Source organism: Burkholderia savannae (assembly GCF_001524445.2).
GTDB classification, from domain to species: Bacteria; Pseudomonadota; Gammaproteobacteria; order Burkholderiales; family Burkholderiaceae; genus Burkholderia; species Burkholderia savannae.
Map to the genome: position 1 here is coordinate 1254943 of NZ_CP013417.1, position 18830 is coordinate 1273772.

The 18830-nt window shown below is 68.6% G+C and carries 13 protein-coding genes; 8 read left to right on the forward strand and 5 right to left on the reverse strand.

Features of this window, described 5'->3' with window-relative positions:
* The first annotated feature begins 20 nt into the window (after window positions 1-20).
* The 5 genes from hrpA to WS78_RS06315 all read left to right on the forward strand — a co-directional run bounded on the left by hrpA (window position 21) and on the right by WS78_RS06315 (window position 8643).
* Complete coding sequence (hrpA, locus tag WS78_RS06295; protein WP_059577126.1) at window positions 21-4220, forward strand: ATP-dependent RNA helicase HrpA; 4200 nt, start codon at window positions 21-23, stop codon at window positions 4218-4220.
* Window positions 4221-4320: 100 nt separating this feature from the next.
* Window positions 4321-5313 carry a YVTN family beta-propeller repeat protein gene (locus WS78_RS06300; protein WP_059577130.1) on the forward strand — a complete coding sequence of 331 codons (993 nt, stop codon included), beginning with the start codon at window positions 4321-4323 and terminating at the stop codon, window positions 5311-5313.
* 19 nt (window positions 5314-5332) lie between these two features.
* The gene (locus WS78_RS06305) at window positions 5333-6322 is read left to right on the forward strand and encodes a sterol desaturase family protein (protein ID WP_059577133.1); all 990 of its coding nucleotides are present in this window, start codon (window positions 5333-5335) and stop codon (window positions 6320-6322) included.
* 681 nt (window positions 6323-7003) lie between these two features.
* Window positions 7004-7837, forward strand: coding sequence for an EI24 domain-containing protein (locus tag WS78_RS06310; protein ID WP_038748772.1), 834 nt, complete (start codon window positions 7004-7006; stop codon window positions 7835-7837).
* Window positions 7834-8643: a competence/damage-inducible protein A gene (locus tag WS78_RS06315; protein ID WP_059577137.1), complete on the forward strand. Its 810-nt coding sequence runs from the start codon at window positions 7834-7836 to the stop codon at window positions 8641-8643. Before WS78_RS06310 ends, WS78_RS06315 begins: the two co-directional genes overlap by 4 nt.
* A 289-nt stretch (window positions 8644-8932) precedes the next feature.
* Here the strand turns inward: WS78_RS06315 and WS78_RS06320 are convergent, their stop codons facing one another.
* Window positions 8933-9397, reverse strand: a complete 465-nt coding sequence (locus WS78_RS06320; protein ID WP_038748775.1) for a rhodanese-like domain-containing protein — start codon at window positions 9395-9397, stop codon at window positions 8933-8935.
* Window positions 9398-9806: 409 nt separating this feature from the next.
* Here WS78_RS06320 and glnA point away from each other — a divergent pair, with 409 nt between their 5' ends.
* From glnA to ntrC, 3 genes are all read left to right on the forward strand, one after another.
* Entirely contained in the window at window positions 9807-11222 is a 1416-nt protein-coding gene (glnA, locus tag WS78_RS06330) for a type I glutamate--ammonia ligase (RefSeq protein ID WP_038748777.1), read from the forward strand.
* A 166-nt stretch (window positions 11223-11388) separates the two neighbouring features.
* Window positions 11389-12531, forward strand: a complete 1143-nt coding sequence (gene glnL, locus WS78_RS06335) for a nitrogen regulation protein NR(II) (protein WP_038748779.1) — start codon at window positions 11389-11391, stop codon at window positions 12529-12531.
* A gap of 37 nt (window positions 12532-12568) precedes the next feature.
* Complete coding sequence (gene ntrC, locus WS78_RS06340) at window positions 12569-14098, forward strand: nitrogen regulation protein NR(I) (protein ID WP_059577140.1); 1530 nt, start codon at window positions 12569-12571, stop codon at window positions 14096-14098.
* Between the two features lie 254 nt (window positions 14099-14352).
* On the opposite strand, the gene xth is transcribed toward ntrC, so the two are convergent.
* The 4 genes from xth to narI all read right to left on the reverse strand — a co-directional run bounded on the left by xth (window position 14353) and on the right by narI (window position 18802).
* Entirely contained in the window at window positions 14353-15129 is a 777-nt protein-coding gene (gene xth / locus WS78_RS06350; RefSeq protein ID WP_038748783.1) for an exodeoxyribonuclease III, read from the reverse strand.
* Between the two features lie 188 nt (window positions 15130-15317).
* Window positions 15318-16016 (reverse strand): response regulator, encoded by a 699-nt coding sequence (locus WS78_RS06355; RefSeq protein ID WP_038748785.1) that lies wholly within the window; start codon window positions 16014-16016, stop codon window positions 15318-15320.
* A gap of 23 nt (window positions 16017-16039) precedes the next feature.
* Window positions 16040-17974: a type IV pili methyl-accepting chemotaxis transducer N-terminal domain-containing protein gene (locus WS78_RS06360; protein WP_059577146.1), complete on the reverse strand. Its 1935-nt coding sequence runs from the start codon at window positions 17972-17974 to the stop codon at window positions 16040-16042.
* 141 nt (window positions 17975-18115) lie between these two features.
* Window positions 18116-18802 (reverse strand): respiratory nitrate reductase subunit gamma, encoded by a 687-nt coding sequence (gene narI, locus WS78_RS06365; RefSeq protein ID WP_038748789.1) that lies wholly within the window; start codon window positions 18800-18802, stop codon window positions 18116-18118.
* Window positions 18803-18830 lie beyond the last annotated feature (28 nt).

Genomic DNA, 18830 nt, shown 5'->3' on the forward strand with positions numbered 1-18830 from the left:
CGGGATTATAATGCGCCCCCATGTCGAATGTACCTAAAAGTCCCGCTCAAAAAAGCGCGGGCACGCCGGGCGAGCCGCGCCCCGCCGGCGCGTCGGCGCAACGGCCGCCGCGCCCCCGGCAGACGGCCCCCGAGCCGGATCGCGCGCCGAGCGCCGAGCGCCGCGATTGCGGCCCTCGCGCCACCCGGCCGCCGCGCGCGCGCATCGCGCCGAATCCCGTTCCGCCGATCACGTTTCCCGAGAGCCTGCCCGTGTCGGGCAAGCGCGACGAGATCGCGCGCGCGATCGCCGCTCACCAGGTCGTGATCGTCTGCGGCGAGACGGGCTCGGGCAAGACGACCCAGTTGCCGAAGATCTGCCTCGCGCTCGGTCGCGGCCTCGGCGCGGGCGGCTCGGGCCTGATCGGCCACACGCAGCCGCGCCGGCTCGCGGCGTCGTCGACGGGCCGGCGGATCGCGGAGGAGCTCGGCACGCCGTTCGGCGAGGTGGTCGGCTACAAGGTGCGCTTCACCGACAATCTCGCGCCGGGCGCGTCCGTCAAGCTGATGACGGACGGCATCCTGCTTGCCGAGACGCAGACCGATCCGCTGCTGAAGGCGTACGACACGCTCATCATCGACGAGGCGCACGAGCGCAGCCTGAACATCGATTTCCTGCTCGGCTACCTGAAGCAGATCCTGCCGAAGCGGCCGGAATTGAAGCTGATCGTCACGTCGGCGACGATCGACGCGGACCGCTTCGCGCGCCATTTCGGCAGCGACGAGCGGCCCGCGCCGGTGATCGAGGTGAGCGGGCGGCTGTATCCGGTCGAACTGCGCTACCGGCCGATCGCCGACGACCGGCCGGCCGCCGTGCGCCACGCGGAGGGCGCGGGCTCGGGCCGCGACCGCGCGAAGACCGCGCGCGAGGCGGAGCGCGACCTGATGGACGGCATCGTCGACGCGGTCGACGAGCTGTGCCGCGAAGGCCCGGGCGACGTGCTCGTGTTCCTCGCCGGCGAGCGCGAGATCCGCGACGCGGCCGAGGCGCTGCGCAAGCACCATCCGCCGCACACCGAGATCCTGCCGCTCTTCGCGCGGCTGTCGGCGGCCGAGCAGGAGCGCGTGTTCAAGCCGTCGAACGCGCGCCGGATCGTGCTCGCGACGAACGTCGCCGAGACGTCGCTCACGGTGCCGGGCATCCGCTACGTCGTCGATACGGGCCTCGCGCGCGTGAAGCGCTATTCGTACCGGAACAAGGTCGAGCAGTTGCAGATCGAGTCGGTTTCGCAGGCGGCCGCGAACCAGCGCGCGGGCCGCTGCGGCCGCGTCGCCGACGGCATCTGCATCCGCCTCTACGAAGAGAGCGATTTCGCCGGCCGCGCGCGCTTCACCGATCCGGAAATCCTGCGCTCGTCGCTCGCCTCGGTGATTCTGCGGATGAAATCGCTGCATCTGTCGGCGATCGAATCGTTCCCGTTCATCGAGCCGCCGCCCGGCCGAGCGATCGCGGACGGCTATCAGTTGCTCAACGAGCTCGGCGCGGTCGACGACGACAACGCGCTCACGCCGCTCGGCCGCGAGCTCGCGCGCCTGCCGCTCGATCCGCGGGTCGGGCGGATGATCCTCGCCGCGCGCGACCAGCAGGCTCTGCGGGAAGTGCTCGTGATCGCGAGCGCGCTGTCGGTGCAGGACCCGCGCGACCGCCCGCTCGACGCGCAGGAGCAGGCCGACCAGGCGCACCGGCGCTTCGCCGACGAGCGCTCCGAATTCGTCCAGTGGCTCAGGATCTGGGCGTGGTTCGAGGAGGCCGTCGCGCACAAGAAGTCCAACCGGCAGCTCGTCGACGCATGCCGGCAGAATTTCCTGTCGCACCTGCGGCTGCGCGAGTGGCGCGACGTCCACTCGCAGCTCTTGACCGTCGTGCGCGAGCACGGCTGGCGGCTGAACGAGGCCGAAGCGACGTTCGAGCAGATCCACCTGTCGCTGCTGACGGGCCTGCTCGGCAATATCGGCTTCAAGGCCGACGACGAGCCGCACTATCTCGGCGCGCGCGGGATCAAGTTCCATCTGTGGCCCGGTTCCGCGCTCGTGAAGAAGGCGGGGCGCTGGGTGATGGCGGCCGAACTCGTCGAGACGAGCCGCCTGTACGCGCGCTGCATCGCGAAGATCGAGCCCGAATGGATCGAGCGGATCGGCGCGCACCTGCTGAAGAAATCGCTGTCGGAGCCGCACTGGGAGAAGCGCCCGGCGCAGGTCAGCGCGTACGAGCGCGCGACGCTGTACGGGCTCACCGTCTATCACCGGCGGCGCGTCGCGTTCGGCCGGCAGGACCCGGCGCGCGCGCGCGAGCTCTTCATTCGCGGCGCGCTCGTCGACGGCGAATTCGACACGAAGCTCGCGTTCTTCGCGCACAACCGCAAGCTGCTCGCCGACATCGAGCAGCTCGAGCACAAGTCGCGCCGGCAGGACGTGCTCGTCGACGACGCACTGATCCACGCGTTCTACGATCAGGCGATTGCGCAGGGCGTCCATACGGGCGCCGCGTTCGAGCGCTGGTATCGCGACGAGGTGAGGAAGAGCGGGCAGCCGGAGGACAAGCTGCGCCTGCTGTATCTGTCGCGCGACGACCTGATGCGCCACGAGGCCGCCGGCGTGACGACCGACCTGTTCCCGAAGCGCGCGACGATGGCGGGCGTCGAGATGGCGCTCTCGTATCACTTCGAGCCCGGCGCGCCGCGCGACGGCGTGACGCTCGCGGTGCCGCTGTTCGCGCTGAACCAGGTCGACGCGCGCCGCGCCGAGTGGCTCGTGCCGGGGATGCTGAAGGAGAAGGTGCAACTGCTGCTGAAGTCGCTGCCGCAGAAGCTGCGCCGCCATTGCGTGCCGCTGCCCGAGTACGCGGCGGGCTTCGTCGAGCGCGCCGGCGCCGAGCGCTTCGGCGCGGCCGGCGTAGGCGTGGGCGGCCTCGTCGAGGCGCTGATCGCCGACATCCGCGCAGAGACGCAGGTCGCGACGAAGACGTCCGACTTCAAGCTCGAGACGCTGCCCGCGCACCTGTTCATGAACTTCAAGGTGATCGACGAGCACGGCCGGCAGCTCGCGATGGGCCGCAATCTCGCGCAGTTGCGCGCGGAGCTGGGCGCGCAGGCGCAGCAGCACTTCCAGAAGATCGCCGCCGCGGCCACGCTCGCGCCGGCGGGCGACGGCGCGGGCACGGCCGCCGCCGCGATTGCGGCGGGCGGCGCGCGGCCCGCCGCCCGCGCCGGTGCAGGTGCAGGTGCAGGTGCAGGTGCAGGTGCAGGTGCAGGTGCGCGCGCCGGCGCGTCGTCGCAGGCCGCGGCGCCGTCGGCGGCGCAAGCGGGCGCGGCCGACGCCGGCGCGACGGCGCTCTACGAGAACCTCACGACGTGGAACTTCGGCAAGCTGCCGGAGCTGCTCGAGATCCGCCGGCGCGGCGAGACGCTGTTCGGCTATCCGGCGCTCGTCGATCGCGGCACGCATTGCGACGTCGAGGTGTTCGATTCGCCCGAGGAGGCGGCGCGGATTCACCGCGCGGGCCTCAGACGCCTGTTCGCGCTGCAGCTCAAGGAGCCGATCAAGTATCTGGAGAAGAACCTGCCGGGGCTGCGCGAGATGGCGATGCAGTACATGTCGCTCGGCACGCAGGACGAGCTGCGCGACCAGCTGATCGTGACGGCGCTCGATCGCGCGTGCCTGCAGGAGCCGCTGCCCGCCGACGACGCGAGCTTCCACGCGCGCCGCGACGAGGGCCGGAGCCGCCTGAACCTGCTCGCGCAGGAGATCGCGCGGCTCGTCGGGCAGATCCTCGCCGAATACGCGGGGCTCGCGAAGAAGCTCGCGCAGGCGAAGCCGTTCCCGGCCGCGCACGCGGACATGCAGGGCCAGCTCGCGGCGCTCGCCGGCAAGCGCTTCGTCGTCGACACGCCTTACGCACAGCTTGCGCACTTCCCGCGCTACCTGAAGGGAGTCGCGCTGCGGATCGACAAGCTGAAGGCCGATCCCGCCCGCGACGCGCGCCAGTTCGCCGAGCTGCAGCCGCTCGCGCAGCACTATCAGCGCTCGGTCGCGCAGCGCGGCGGCGTGGCGGACGCGCGGCTCGCCGAGTTCCGGTGGCTCCTCGAGGAGCTGCGGATCTCGCTTTTCGCACAGGAGTTGCGCACGCCGATGCCGGTATCGGTCAAGCGGCTCTACAAAGTGTGGGAGTCGATGCAGCGCTGAACGCGGTTCAGAGTATGCGGGTTCACACACGGGCGCGGGACGTCAACCGGAGGCGCTCTCGCGCGTTTTACAATCACGCCAGTCCACGACGTGAGTCTTCATGCGCAATTTCCTTTCCCTCGGCCGCACGCTCGCGCTTGCCGCCGCCGTGCTGGCGCCCGTCGCCGCCTTCGCGAACAACGTGATCGTGCTGAATTCGGCCGAAGCGACGCTTTCCCTGATCGACGAGGGCTCCCGCCAGGTCGTCGGTCAGTATCCGACCGGCAAGGAGCCGCACCACCTGATGGCGACGCCCGACAATTCGTCGCTGATCGTCGCGAACTCGGTGTCCAACAGCCTGATGTTCCTCGATCCGAAGACGGGCAAGCCGCAGCGCACGCTCGAAGGAATCGACGATCCGTACCAGCTCGGCTTCTCGCCCGACCGCAAGTGGTTCGTCGCGGCGGGCCTGCGGCTCGACCGCGTCGACATCTACAGCTATGACGGCCGCGATCTGAAGCTCGCCAAGCGCGTGCCGCTCGAGGTGATGCCGAGCCACCTCGCGTTCACGAAGGACAGCAAGACGGTGCTCGTGTCGCTGCAGGTGTCGGGCGAGCTCGCCGCGATCGATCTGGCGACGCAGACGGTCAAGTGGAAGATGAAGGTCGGCAAGGTGCCGGCGGGCCTCTGGCTCACGCCCGGCGACAAGTACGTGCTGATCGGGATGACGGGCGCCGATTACGTCGCCGTCGTCGACTGGCGCAACCAGAAGATCGTGAAAACGATTCCGACCGGCAAGGGCGCGCACAACTTCCGCTCGCTCGCGGACGGCACGCACGTCGCCGTGACGAACCGGGTCGCGAACACGATCAGCATCATCGACGAGAACGCGCTCGTGAACGTCGGCGACATCACGGGCCTTTTGCCCGGCCCGGACGACATGGAGCTGTCCGCCGACAAGAAGACGCTGTGGGTGACGTTCCGCTTCGCGAAGAAGGTCGGCGTGATCGACCTGCCGAGCCGCAAGCTGATCCAGACGATTTCGGTCGGCCGCTCGCCGCACGGGATCTATTTCTACGACCGGGCACCGTGGACGGCGCCGAACGGCGCGTGACGAGGCGGGGGAGCGGTTCATGCTGCATATGATCGTCGCCGCGCTCGACGGCTTCGTGTCCGATCTGCAGACCTGGCTGTACGTCGATGTCGTGCAGCCGGTGATGTTCAAGGTCGGCCTGATGGATTACGACGAGGACACGTACGACGCGCTCTACTGGGTGATCGTCGGCGCGCTGCAAGTCGTCGCGATGTACGTGCTGCTGCGCCCGCTCGAGGCGCTGCGCCCGGTCGAGCAATGGGCGAACCGCAAGGAGGCGCGGGTCGACGTGATCTACACGCTGATCGCGAAGCTCGGGATCTTCAACCTGTTCTTCTTTTTCGCGTTGCAGCCGCTTTTCGACAACTTCCAGGCGCGGCTGCGCCTCCACGGCGTCTCGAACTTCAATCTCGACTACCTGTGGCCGGGCGTCACGTCGAAGCCGGTCGTCGCGTTCGCGATCTACCTGATCGTGCTCGATTTCGCCGGCTACTGGTATCACCGCTGGCAGCACCGGATCGGCGTGTGGTGGGAGCTGCACGCGGTGCATCACAGCCAGCGCCAGATGTCGCTCTGGTGCGACGACCGCAATCACCTGCTCGACGACGTGATCCAGGCGTGCTTTTTCGCGGCGATCGCGCTCGTGATCGGCGTGTCGCCGTCGCAATTCGTCGTGCTGACCGCGCTCACGAACTTCGTGCAGAGTGTCCAGCATACGAACGCTCGGCTGCCGTTCGGCTGGCTCGGCGAACGCCTGTTCGTCAGCCCGACGTTCCACCGCCGCCATCATGCGGTCGGCTATGGCCACGAGGGCACGAAATACGGCTGCAACTTCGGCGTGCTGTTCCCGTGGTGGGACATGCTGTTTCGCACCGCGTCGTGGAACCGCACGCCGGAGCCGACGGGAATCCGCGAGCAGTACGAAGGGGTGTCGTATGGCGACGGCTTCTGGGCGCAGCACTGGCTCGCGTTCGTGCGGATCGCACGGCGGCTCGCGCCGAAGAAGGCGCGCGGCGCTGCTTCGGCGTAAGCGGGGCGCGGCGGGGGCGGGGCGAGCGGCGTTTCGGGCCGGCTCGGGCGGGGGGGCGCGGCGGCGTGCGGCGCCGGCTGGAAATCGCGCGCGCCGCGCCGTGCGTTTCGTCCGCGAAGCGGGTCTTTCGAATGGGCCGCCCGGGGCCGTCGTCCCCGGCGAGTCTGTCGCTTCTTTCTCGGCGTCGCGTCGAGCGGCGCTTTCAGCGGCGCTTTGTGTTCGTTTCCGGGCGATTTCCGTCGCTGCCCATCTGTGTTTTCACGCGTTTTCGGGCCGCGTCCGGACTTTTGCCGACGCCCGACGCCCGGCGGACGGCATGCGAGCGCGGCGGCGGTTTCCCGGGCGATGCCGGGCGGCTTTTCGCTTCGGGTTTCATTCGCCGTTGATACCGTATTTCGGCGGCCGGCCATTGCCATATTGGTCGCGCGACGCCGCGATCGCTGCCCAACCGCCCAACTGCCCGCTGCCCTTTGTTCGTCACCCGTTGCCTGTCACGCCCGCTCTCGTTTCCGTTGCCCATCGCGCATCGCCCGACGCTCGCCGGCCATCGCCCGCGGCGCATGCACGCGATTCTCGCGTTCGCCATCCGACGCCGTGCTACCGCCCCGTTTTGCCGCGCGCATGCCGCGTGGTTTATCCTTTCCGAGCCTTTCCCAATTCTCGATCGATGATCCGTCCCGCATGAACGATCTGCTGCGCTCCTTCGGCCGGGCGCTCGCGAGTGCGCTGCACCCGCGGATGCTCTGGCTCACCTTCATGCCGTTTATCGTCGCCGCGGTGGTCTGGGGCGTCGTGCTGTGGTTCGCGTGGCAGCCGCTCGTCGACGCCGCGCGCGCCGCGCTCGACGGCTTCGCGCTGACGGCGCTCCTCTATAAGTTTTTCAACGCGATCGGCGCGTCGCAGTTGCATGCGGTCGTCGCGCCGTTCGTCGTCGTGTCGCTCACGATCCCGCTCATCGTGCTGACCGTGCTGCTGCTGATCGCGACGCTGTCGATGCCGGCCGTCGTCACCCATCTGTCGAAGCGGCAGTTCGCATCGCTCGAGATGAAGCGCGGCGGCAACTGGTTCGGCAGCGTGTTCAATTCGCTGTGGGCCGCGCTCGCGAGCATCGTGCTGCTGATCGTCACGGTGCCGCTGTGGCTGATTCCGCCGTTCTTCGCGCTGCTGCCGCCCGTGATCTGGGGCTGGCTCACGTACCGCGTGATGACCTACGACGCGCTCGCGCTGCACGCGAGCGCGGACGAGCGCCGCATGCTCGTCCGCAAGCATCGCTGGCCGCTCTTCGGGATCGGCGTCGCGAGCGGGCTGCTCGGCACCGTGCCGACTTTCATCTGGGTGTCGTCGATCTGGATGATGGTGCTGTTTCCGTTCGTCGCCGCCGCGATGATCTGGGTCTACGCGTTCATCTTGGTGTTTTCGGCGCTGTGGTTCGGCTTCTATTGCCTGCGCGCGCTGCAGGATCAACGCGCGGCGGCGGCGAGCGCGACTTCCACGGATTTGACGAGGCAAGCATGACCATCGGCATCATCATCATCGGCGACGAGATCCTGTCCGGCCGCCGCCAAGACAAGCACCTCGCAAAGGTGATCGAGCTCCTGAGCGCGCGGGGGCTCGCGCTAGGCTGGGCCGAGTACGTCGGCGACGATCCCGCGCGGATCACGGCGACGCTCGCGCGCACGTTCGCGTCGGGCGACATCGTGTTCTCGACGGGCGGCATCGGCGCGACGCCCGACGACCACACGCGCCAGTGCGCGGCCGCCGCGCTCGGCGTGCCGCTCGAGCTGCACCCGCAGGCGAAGGCGCTGATCGAGGAGCGGATTCGCGAGACGCACACGGACCCGGCGACGCCCGTCGATCTCGATTCGCCCGAGAACCGCCATCGCCTCAACATGGGCGTGTTTCCGCGCGGCGCGACGATCATTCCGAACGGCTACAACCGGATTCCGGGTTTTTCGTGCGCCGACCACCACTTCGTGCCGGGTTTTCCGGTCATGGCGTGGCCGATGATCGAATGGGTGCTCGACACGAAGTACGCGCACCTGCACCACGCGACGCCGCACGCGGAGCGTTCGCTTTATGTGTTCGAGCTGCCCGAATCGACGCTGACGCCGCTGATGGAGAAGATCGAGCGCGACTTTCCGGGCGTGCGGGTGTTCAGCCTGCCGAGCGTGGGCGATGCGGAAAAGGGCGGGATCTATGCGCGCCGGCACATCGATCTCGGCGTGAAGGGCGAGCCGGAAGCGGTCGCGGCCGCGTTCGTGAAGCTGCGCGAAGGCGTGCATCTGCTCGGCGGCGATATCGTCGAGCCGCAACGCGGCTGAGCCGGGCGGGCGGCGCAGGCCATCGCCGCGCCGATGCAAGATTGCCAGGCGATAGAAGAAAAGAGGAAGGGCGCTTGATCGCGCCCGGGCCGCATGCCCGTCGACGCCGACGGGCGTCGCATCTTGCGTGACCGACCCGACCCGACCCGACCGACCCGACCCGACCCGACCCGACCGACTGCCTCGCCCCACACCGGGCCGCCCGACGCCGGCGCCCCGGCGCCGCCGTGGCGCGTCACGTCATCGCCGTGTCATCGGCCGGCCCGACGATGGCGGGCGGCAGTGCGCGTTACGCGCCGATCCAGGGCAGGCCGCGATGGCACCAGCCTTCGACGGTCTTGCGGTGTCCTTGCGCGTCCTTTGCGCCTTCGAACCCTTCAAGCAGATCGAACGCCTTCGTGAAGCCGGCCTGCGCGGCGGCCACCGCGGCAAGCTTCGAGCGCGCGGCGCTGCGGCACAGGAACAGAATCGGCTGATCGGGCTGCGCGGCCATGCGCAGCTGATCGATGAATTCCGCGTTCGGCACGCCGCCCGGATAGCGGGTCCATTCGATGTGCGCGTACTGGCCGTCGCCGACGAGCGGGCGGCCGACCCAGTCGAGCTCCGCGCGGGTGCGCACGTCGACGAGGCGCGCGGTCGGATCGAGTTGCAGCAGTTCGAAGGCCTCGGCGGGCGAGAGCGCGCCCGCGTAGTTCAGGTTGCCTTGCGTGCGGCGCGTGTCGGCTTGCGCGTAAAGCTGTTCAAGCGTACTCATGGCGGGAGGTCTCCTGCGGATCAAAAAAGCATTCTAGCGCGCCGGGTGCGCGGCGACGGCCGGCGATTTCCGGCAGGCGATCGCTTCGATGTGCGGTTGTCACCGAAAAGGTGCAAAATGCTCGATCGGCACCAAAATAGGGATTTTCGTGTGTGCGGAACCATACATTGCACAACCGAGGTGCGCGCTGGGCGGCGTCCGGGCGCATCGAAGCCCCGAAAGGGCGCGCCCCGGCCCTGACGGGGCGAGCCCTCGCGCGTTTCGCGCCGATCTGGCGCATGCATGGCATGGAAGCTGCTACAAAGATCCCGTTCGAATCGGTTGTACGCGGCAAAGAACGCTGCGCTCAGCAGCTCGCTTAACGAGGCGGTCCCAGTCCGCCGGATTTGTTCAATCAGGAGAAGAGGTTATGAGTAAAACCGTCGCCGACGTCATGCAGCTCGTGAAGGACGAGGACGTCAAGTTTGTCGATTTCCGCTTCACGGACACGCGCGGCAAGGAGCAACACGTGTCGGTGCCGGTGTCGGCCTTCGGCGAGGACAAGTTCGAAAGCGGCCACGCGTTCGACGGCTCGTCGATCGCGGGCTGGAAGGGCATCGAGGCGTCGGACATGCTGCTCATGCCGGACCCGAACGCCGCCTTCATCGACCCGTTCTACGAAGAGTCGACCCTCGTTCTGACCTGCGACGTCGTCGAGCCCGCGGACGGCAAGGGCTACGAGCGCGATCCGCGCTCGCTCGCGAAGCGCGCCGAAGCGTACCTGAAGAGCACGGGCATCGGCGACACCGCGTACTTCGGTCCGGAGCCGGAATTCTTCATCTTCGACTCGGTGCAATGGAACACCGACATGTCGGGCTGCTTCGTGAAGATCAACTCGGAAGAAGCGCCGTGGTCGTCGGGCAAGGAATTCGAAGGCGGCAACACGGGCCACCGCCCGGGCGTGAAGGGCGGCTACTTCCCGGTCGCGCCGGTTGACCAGTTCCAGGACATGCGCTCGGAAATGTGCCTGCTGCTCGAGCAGATCGGCATTCCGGTGGAAGTGCACCACCACGAAGTGGCGGGCCAGGGCCAGAACGAAATCGGCACGAAGTTCTCGACGCTCGTCGAGCGCGCGGACTGGACGCAATGGGCGAAGTACATCATCCATAACGTCGCGCACTCGTACGGCAAGACGGCGACGTTCATGCCGAAGCCCGTCGTCGGCGACAACGGCTCGGGCATGCACGTTCACCAGTCGATCTGGAAGGACGGCCAGAACCTGTTCGCGGGCAACGGCTACGCGGGCCTGTCCGAAACGGCGCTCTTCTACATCGGCGGCATCATCAAGCACGCGCGCGCGCTGAACGCGATCACGAACCCGACGACGAACTCCTACAAGCGTCTCGTGCCGCACTTCGAAGCGCCCGTGAAGCTCGCGTACTCGGCGCGCAACCGCTCGGCGTCGATCCGCATTCCGCACGTGTCGAACCCGAAGGGCCGCCGCATCGAAACGCGCTTCCCGGACCCGATGGCGAACCCGTACCTGTGCTTCACCGCGCTGATGATGGCGGGTCTCGACGGCATCCAGAACAAGATCCATCCGGGCGAGGCCGCGGACAAGAACCTGTACGACCTGCCGCCGGAAGAGGATGCAAAGATCCCGACCGTGTGCGCGGGCCTCGACCAGGCGCTCGAAGCACTCGACAACGACCGCGAGTTCTTGACGCGCGGCGGCGTGTTTACGGACGCGATGATCGATGCGTACCTCGGCCTCAAGGAGCAGGAGCTCGCGAAGTTCCGCATGACGACGCACCCGATCGAGTTCGAGATGTACTACTCGCTGTAAGCGGCGATGGCGCTTCGTCTCGTCGGCGGACGAAGCGCCGCGGCGCCCACCGGCCTTCGCGCGGCAACTGCGCGCGAAGGCATCGGGCCTTGAAAGGGGACGGCGGGACGCCGTCCCCTTTTTGCTCCGCCCGCGACGGCGGTTTTTGACACGGCATCCACGCAAGATGGTTCTGAAGAATCTGATCAAGGCCAGGGCCGGCCACCCGGAGCGCTTGTCGGACGACGACCGGCTCGTGCGCTCGGGGCTCCTCACGGGGCTGGAAGCGTTGCCGACGGTCGTGCTCGTGCTCGACCGGCGCACGCTCACGATCGCGTTCGCCAATCCGTCGGCGGAGGCGATGCTCGACATCTCGCGCCGGCAGCTGTCGCAGATGCCGTGGGGCGAGATCTTCCCGAACGCGAGCGAGCTCGCGACGACGATCACCGCGATCGGCGAGGAGCGCTTTCATGCGACGCATCTCGACACCGTGCTCGACCGCCCGGGCCGCGAGCCGCTGCACGTGCACGCGATCGTCGGCTTTCTCGAGGGCGCGCAGGATTTCGTGCTCGTCGAGCTGTTCGAGAACGAGCGGCAGTCGCGCACCGACCGCGAGGAGCGCATCCACGACCTCACGGCCGTCAACAAGCAGCTGATCCGCAATCTCGCGCACGAGATCAAGAACCCGCTCGGCGGGATTCGAGGCGCCGCGCAGTTGCTCGAGTTCGAGCTCGGCGAGCGCGAGCGCGGCGAGCTGCGCGAATACACGCAGGTGATCATCAAGGAATCGGACCGGCTGCAGACGCTCGTCGACCGGCTGCTCGAGCCGCATCGCCATCCGCACATCGTCGGCGATGTGAACATCCACGAAGTGTGCGAACGGGTGCGCGCGGTGATGCTCGCGGAATTTCCGCGCGGCTTGACGATCGAGCGCGATTACGACGTGAGCGTGCCCGATCTGCGCGGCGACAAGGAGCAGCTGATCCAGGCGCTCCTGAACATCGTGCGCAACGCGGCGCAGGCGCTGCGCGAGCGGATCGCGCAGGGCGACGCGAAGATCGAGCTGCGCACGCGCATCGCGCGCAAGGTGACGATCGCCAAGCGCCTGTACAAGCTGGCACTGGACTTGCACGTGATCGACAACGGCCCCGGCATTCCGGACGACATCCGCGACCGGATCTTCTATCCGCTCGTGTCGGGCCGCGACGACGGCAGCGGGCTCGGGCTCACGCTCGCGCAGACGTTCATCCAGCAGCACGACGGGATGATCGAAGTGGACAGCCGGCCGGGCCGAACCGAATTTCAGATTCTGCTGCCGCTCGATCATTGAGCGGCGGCGCAGCGATTCTCCATACCTCTGACCGACTATGAAGCCGATCTGGATAGTAGACGACGACCAATCGATCCGCTGGGTGCTCGAGAAGGCGCTCGCACGCGAGAGCTTCGCGACGAGGAGCTTCGCGAACGTACGCGACGCGCTCGCCGCGCTCGACCAGGAAACGCCGCAGGTGCTCGTATCCGACATCCGGATGCCGGGCGGCTCGGGGCTCGAACTGCTGCAGGCGATGCACGACCGGCTGCCGGGGCTGCCCGTCATCATCATGACGGCGTTCTCGGATCTGGACAGCGCGGTCGCGGCGTTTCAGGGCGGCGCGTTCGAGTATCTCGCCAAGCCGTTCGACGTCGACAAGGCGGTCGAGCTGATCCGGCGCGCGGTCGAAGAGAGCCTGCGCGGCGGCGTGCCCGAGGACGACAAGCTCGCCGAAGCGCCCGAGATGCTCGGCCAGGCGCCCGCGATGCAGGACATGTTTCGCGCGATCGGGCGGCTGTCGCATTCGGCCGCGACCGTGCTGATCACGGGCGAATCGGGCACGGGCAAGGAGCTCGTCGCGCGCGCGCTGCATCGGCACAGCCCGCGCGCGAACGGCCCGTTCATCGCGCTGAACACGGCGGCGATCCCGAAGGATCTGCTCGAATCCGAGCTGTTCGGCCACGAGCGCGGCGCGTTCACGGGCGCGCAGACGACGCGCCAGGGCCGCTTCGAGCAGGCCGAGAACGGCACGCTGTTCCTCGACGAAATCGGCGACATGCCGTTCGACCTGCAAACGCGCCTGTTGCGCGTGCTGTCGGACGGGCAGTTCTATCGCGTCGGCGGCCACAGCCCGCTGCGCGCGAACGTGCGCGTGATCGCGGCGACCCACCAGAACCTCGAGGCGCGCGTGCGGCAGGGGCTCTTCCGGGAAGATCTGTATCACCGGCTCAACGTGATCCGGCTGAGGCTGCCGCCGCTGCGCGAACGCAGCGAGGACATCGCGCTCCTCACGCGGCATTTCCTGCAGAAGAGCGCGCGCGATCTCGGCGTCGAGCCGAAGCGCGTGTCGGACGAGGCGCTCGCGTACCTCACGTCGCTGCCGTTTCCGGGCAACGTCCGGCAGCTCGAGAACCTCGCGAACTGGCTGACGGTGATGGCGCCCGCGCAGACGGTCGAGATCAAGGATCTGCCGCCTGATCTCGTCGCGACGCAGACGGCGTCGGGCAGCGCCGCGCCGGTGGAGGCGGCGGCGAATGCGGACGCATCGGTCGCCGGCAACGGCGCGGCGGAGCCGCACGCGGCGAGCGCGGTGCTCGCCGCACCCGTCGTCGCGAGCGCGCACGCGGCCGTGGGCACGATAGCCGGGCATCCGCTGTGGGAGCACGGGCTGCGGACCGAGGTCGCGCGCCTGCTGCGCGAGAATTCGGCGGACGTGATGGACGCGCTCGCGCGCCGCTTCGAGGCCGCGGTGATTCGCGAGGCGCTCGACTTCACGCGCGGCCGCAAGGTCGAGGCGGCGGAGCGGCTCGGCATCGGCCGCAACACGATCACGCGCAAGATTCAGGAACTGCATCTCGAATCGTGATCCGGCGCGAGGCGATGCGGGCTGCGCGGATGGCGCCCGCATCGGTAGGCTGACGCAAACGGGGCGCTTCGAGCGCCCCGTTTGCATCGGGCGGCGTGGCGATGCGTTCGCAGATGCGCGCGGCGCGGCGCTTGCGTCGCGTTCGGCGCGACGTTCGGCATCGGCGTGGCGTCCGCCGCGGCGCGCCGCCGCCTCGCTTGCGGCGAACGCCGCGCGTCGCCGAGCGGCGGCGGCGGGGGCCGCGCGCAGCGGGCTCAGCCGATCTGCGCGACGACGGGCGTGTGATCGGACGGCTGCTCCCACGTGCGCGGCACGCGATCGACCGTGCAGCTCGTGCAGGTCTCGGCGAGCGCGGGCGACAGCAGGATGTGATCGATCCGCAGCCCCGCGTTGCGGCGGAACGCGAGCATCCGGTAGTCCCACCACGTGAAAGTCTTCTCGGGCTGATCGAAGCGGCGGAACGCATCGGCGAAACCGAGCCCGATCAGTTGCGCGAAGTGCGCGCGCTCCTGCGGCGACACGAGGTTCTGGCCTTCCCATTTCGCGGGATCGTGCACGTCGCGATCCTCGGGCGCGATGTTGTAGTCGCCGAGCAGCGCGAGCTTCGGGTAGCGCTGCAACTCGTCCTTCAGCCACGCCTGCAGCGCGTCGAGCCATTGCATCTTGTAGACGAACTTGTCGGAGTCGAGCGCCTGGCCGTTCGGGAAATACGCGGACACGATCCGCACGCCGCCGACCGTCGCGGCGATGAGGCGCTGCTGTGCATCTTCGAAGCCGGGGATGTTGCGCACGACGTCCGTTTCGTCGAACGGCAGGCTCGCGCGCGCGAGGATCGCGACGCCGTTGTAGGTCTTCTGGCCCGCGAACCAGCTGCGGTAGCCGGCGGCTTCGAGCTCGTCGCTCGGGAATTTCTCGTCGGGGATCTTGAGCTCCTGCAGGCACAGCACGTCGGCGCCGCTCTGTGCGAGCCAGTCGAGCACGTGCTGCTTGCGCACGTTCAGGGAGTTGACGTTCCAGGTGGCGATTTTCATGGGAGGATCGGCAGGATGCGTGAGGCCGTCATCTTACCGCGAGCCATGGACATCCATGACAACGCCGGGGCGAGGCCGGACCGCCGGAGCGCGGAACGCTCGGCGCCGCAGCGGCCGCGGCCGCGGATATCACGGATCGCGCGATGCGCGCCGGCGTACGGTGGCGTGCCCCGATCGCCGCCGCCGCGTCACACCTCGGCCGGATGCTGCGCGGTCAATCCGCGCTCGACCGCATACACCGCGATCTGCACGCGGCTCGTCAGGTTCAGCTTCTTCAGGATGTTCTGCACGTGGATTTTCACCGTGCTCTCGGCGACGTCGAACTCGCGCGCGATCTCCTTGTTGCTCGTGCCGCGCGCGAGCGCGCGCACGATGTCGTGCTCGCGCGGCGTCAACTGGTCGGGATCGACCGACGCGTGCGCGGCGGCGGGCGCGGCGGCCGGCGCGGGCCGTGCGGCGGGCTGCGGCGCGCGCAGGCTCGCGATCCACTTCGCCGTCATGCTCTCGGCGATCACCGGCTCGCCCGCGGCCGCCTTGCGGATGCCCGCGACGAGCGTCTCCGCGTCGATGTTCTTCACGAGAAAGCCGCATGCGCCGTCGCGCAGCGCGGTCGTCAGCTCTTCGGCGTCCTCCGACACCGTGAGGATCACGACGTGCGCGGACGGCACGTCCTGCACGAGCAGTTGCAGCGTTTCGAGCCCCGACAGCCCCGGCATGTTCAGATCGAGCAGGATCACGTCGGGCTGATGCCGCTTCGCGCGCTTCACGCCCTCCACGCCGTCGGACGCTTCGTCGACGACTTCGAAATCCGGCTGGCGTTGCAGCAGCAGCTTGACGCCGCTGCGAAAGAGCGTGTGGTCGTCGATCAACAGTACGCGTATGGTCATGATGCTGGTCCTCGTTCTTGTTCCTATGCCGCCTGTCGCGCGTCGGCGGGCAGCACCAGCTCGACGCGCGCGCCGCGTTGCGGCGCGCCTGTCAACGTGAGCGTCGCGCGCAGGCGGGCGGCGCGCTCGCGCATGATCGTGAGTCCGACGTGCGTGTCCGCGCGCGCGGCGAGCGCGGCCGGATCGTAGCCGCAGCCGTCGTCGGCGACGGACAGCCGGAACGCGGCGCCGTTGTCGACTTCGACGGCGACGTGCCGTGCGTGCGCGTGCTTGCGCACGTTCGACAACGCTTCCTGCAGGATGAACAGCACCTGCAGCTGCTCGTCGGGCGGCAGCGGCGCGCCGCTTGTCTCGCGATAGTCGAGCGCGCACGCGATGCGCGTCTGCTTCTCGAAGCGCGCGATCGTTTCCTCGATCGCCGCCTTCAGCTCGCCTTGCGCGAGGCGCGTGCGGAAGTTCAGCAGCAGCTCGCGCACGTCCGCGTAGCTTTGCTCGACGCCATGCTTGAGCATCGGCACGATGTCGCGCGCATCGGCGAGATTGTCGTGCGCGATCGCGTCGCCGAGCATCTGCGTCTGCAGGTTCACGAAATTCAGGCTCTGCGCGATGCTGTCGTGCAGCCCCTGCGCGACGAGATTGCGCTCTTCGGCGACCGCGAGCTGCCGGGCGCTCGCCGACAGCCGCACGTGATCGAGCGCGATCCCGAGATGGCGGCCTAGCGTCTCGAGCACGCGCCGCTCGTCGGCGGGCAGCCGCGACGCATCGCGATAATGCAGCGAGAACGAGCCGAGCACCGCGTCCTGCGTCATCACCCTGAACACCGCGACGGCCGCGAAGCCTTCGCGCGAGCACGGCGTCGGCGAGTGCGCGGCGCCGCCGCGCAGGTCGTGCAGCACGGCCGTCTCGGCGCGCGTCGCGGTGCCGCAGAAGCAGTCGTCGACGGGCATGCAGCGCTCGAGATCGGTGAGCTCGGTCGACAGCCCCTCGGCGATCACGAGGTGCAGCTTCTCGCCCGTCGGATCGGTGACGCGGATGCTGCCCGCGTCGGCGTCGAATTGCGCGATCGTGCGCGACAGGAAGCCCGCGCACATCTCGTCGACGGCCTGCGGGCGGTTCAGGAACGCGGTGATCTCGTAGAGCGCGCTCAACTCGCGGTTCTGCGCGGCGAGCTGCGCGGTTTTCTGCTGCACGCGTTCCTCGAGCCCCGCGTAGACCTCCTGCAGCTCGCTCGCCATCCGGTTGAAGCCGCGCGCGAGATCGCCGAACTCGTCGCGCGTCTGCACGGGCAGCCGCACCGCGAATTCGCGCGCGGCCATCCGCTTCAGGCCGTCGCGCAGCTGCATCACGGGCAGGATGATCCACAGGAACAGCAGATAGATGACGGCGACCGCGCCCGAGCAGGCGAGCAGGCCGAGCACGATCTGCGACAGGCGCAGCCACGTCGTCTTGCGCGCGTTGTCCGATTCGATCTCGCGCACGAGCAGATCGGCTTCGTCGACGAAGCCCGGCAGTGCGACGAGATAGGCGGCGGCCGCGTCAGGCTGAGGCGCGCCCGGCAGCGCCGCGGCGGCGAGCGGGCGCAGCGTGCCGCTCCAGCGGTCGGTGACGATGTCGAGCTGATGCTGGATGACGGACGTCTTCGGCAGGAAGAGGGGGCGCGACGGATCGCCGCGGCGCAGCCGCGCGAGCGTGCCGTCGATCGTGTCGACCTCGGCCGCGAGCTGGCGGCGCGGCTCGACGCCCGCGCCCGTCATCTCGACGTACGTGCGCGTCGCGCGCATCCGCAGGCTGCCGGCGTCGTTGATCGCCGCGCCCGCGCCTTCGAGCTGCCACGACAGCCACAGCGTGCCGCCCACCATCGCGAGGACGAGCGCCCACGCGATCGCCGAGAGCGCGACGATCCGCGTCGACAGGCGGTGCCGCCACGGGGCGGGGGAGTCGGGGAGGGCGGGGGTCATAGCACGTCATGATTTTTTTGAACATGACAATTGTCCTGCCGAATGTTGCGCTCCCGATGCGACATTCCGGCGCGTGAGGCATCGCGGCGCACCCGCCCGGCGCGCCGCGATGCGTTTGCTCCGACCCCGCTCGAACCGCGCCTAGCGGCGTGTGCGCACGAGCTGCCACGCGCGGCCGACGTACGTGACCGACGCGAAGCCGCTCCACACATGAACGAGCCGCGTGAACGGGAAGATCGCGAAAAGCGAGATGCCCATGAACAGGTGCGCCTTGAAGAGCAACGGCGCGTCGGCGACGTAGCTCGCCGCGTCGCCGCGGAACGTGACGATGTGCTGCGCCCAGGTCATCAGTTGCACCATCAGATGGCCGTCGGTGTGGCTCGCCGATTCGAAGATCGTCGACAGGCCGAGCACCAGCGTGACGAGGAGCCACGCGAGCAGCACCTTGTCGCCGCGGCGCGTGACGGCCGCGATGCGGGCGTTCGTCAGGCGCCGGTGCAGCAGGATCGCGAGGCCCGCGAGCGCGAGCGAGCCCATCACGCCGCCCGCCGTCATCGCGACGAGCTGCTTGAAGTGATGCGTGACGCCGAGCGCGTCCCACACCGCCACGGGCGTGAGCAGCCCGACGAGGTGCCCGAAGAAGAGCCCGAGCACGCCGACGTGAAAGAGGATGTTGCCCGTGCGCAGCGCGCCGCGATGCAAGAGCTGCGAGCTGTCGGACTTCCACGTGTACTGCTCGCGCTCGAAGCGCGCGAGGCTGCCGAACAGGAAGATGGCGGCGGCGATATACGGATAGATGCCGTAGACGAACGTATTCAGATAATCCATGACGTGACCTCGAAACGGGTTCGCGACG

Bases quoted from the DNA above. Each gene is read 5' to 3' on its own strand.
- hrpA (WP_059577126.1), top strand. From the start codon at position 21: ATGTCGAATGTACCTAAAAGTCCCGCTCAAAAAAGCGCGGGCACGCCG.
- WS78_RS06300 (WP_059577130.1), top strand. From the start codon at position 4,321: ATGCGCAATTTCCTTTCCCTCGGCCGCACGCTCGCGCTTGCCGCCGCC.
- WS78_RS06305 (WP_059577133.1), top strand. From the start codon at position 5,333: ATGCTGCATATGATCGTCGCCGCGCTCGACGGCTTCGTGTCCGATCTG.
- WS78_RS06310 (WP_038748772.1), top strand. From the start codon at position 7,004: ATGAACGATCTGCTGCGCTCCTTCGGCCGGGCGCTCGCGAGTGCGCTG.
- WS78_RS06315 (WP_059577137.1), top strand. From the start codon at position 7,834: ATGACCATCGGCATCATCATCATCGGCGACGAGATCCTGTCCGGCCGC.
- WS78_RS06320 (WP_038748775.1), bottom strand. From the start codon at position 9,397: ATGAGTACGCTTGAACAGCTTTACGCGCAAGCCGACACGCGCCGCACG.
- glnA (WP_038748777.1), top strand. From the start codon at position 9,807: ATGAGTAAAACCGTCGCCGACGTCATGCAGCTCGTGAAGGACGAGGAC.
- glnL (WP_038748779.1), top strand. From the start codon at position 11,389: ATGGTTCTGAAGAATCTGATCAAGGCCAGGGCCGGCCACCCGGAGCGC.
- ntrC (WP_059577140.1), top strand. From the start codon at position 12,569: ATGAAGCCGATCTGGATAGTAGACGACGACCAATCGATCCGCTGGGTG.
- xth (WP_038748783.1), bottom strand. From the start codon at position 15,129: ATGAAAATCGCCACCTGGAACGTCAACTCCCTGAACGTGCGCAAGCAG.
- WS78_RS06355 (WP_038748785.1), bottom strand. From the start codon at position 16,016: ATGACCATACGCGTACTGTTGATCGACGACCACACGCTCTTTCGCAGC.
- WS78_RS06360 (WP_059577146.1), bottom strand. From the start codon at position 17,974: ATGACCCCCGCCCTCCCCGACTCCCCCGCCCCGTGGCGGCACCGCCTG.
- narI (WP_038748789.1), bottom strand. From the start codon at position 18,802: ATGGATTATCTGAATACGTTCGTCTACGGCATCTATCCGTATATCGCC.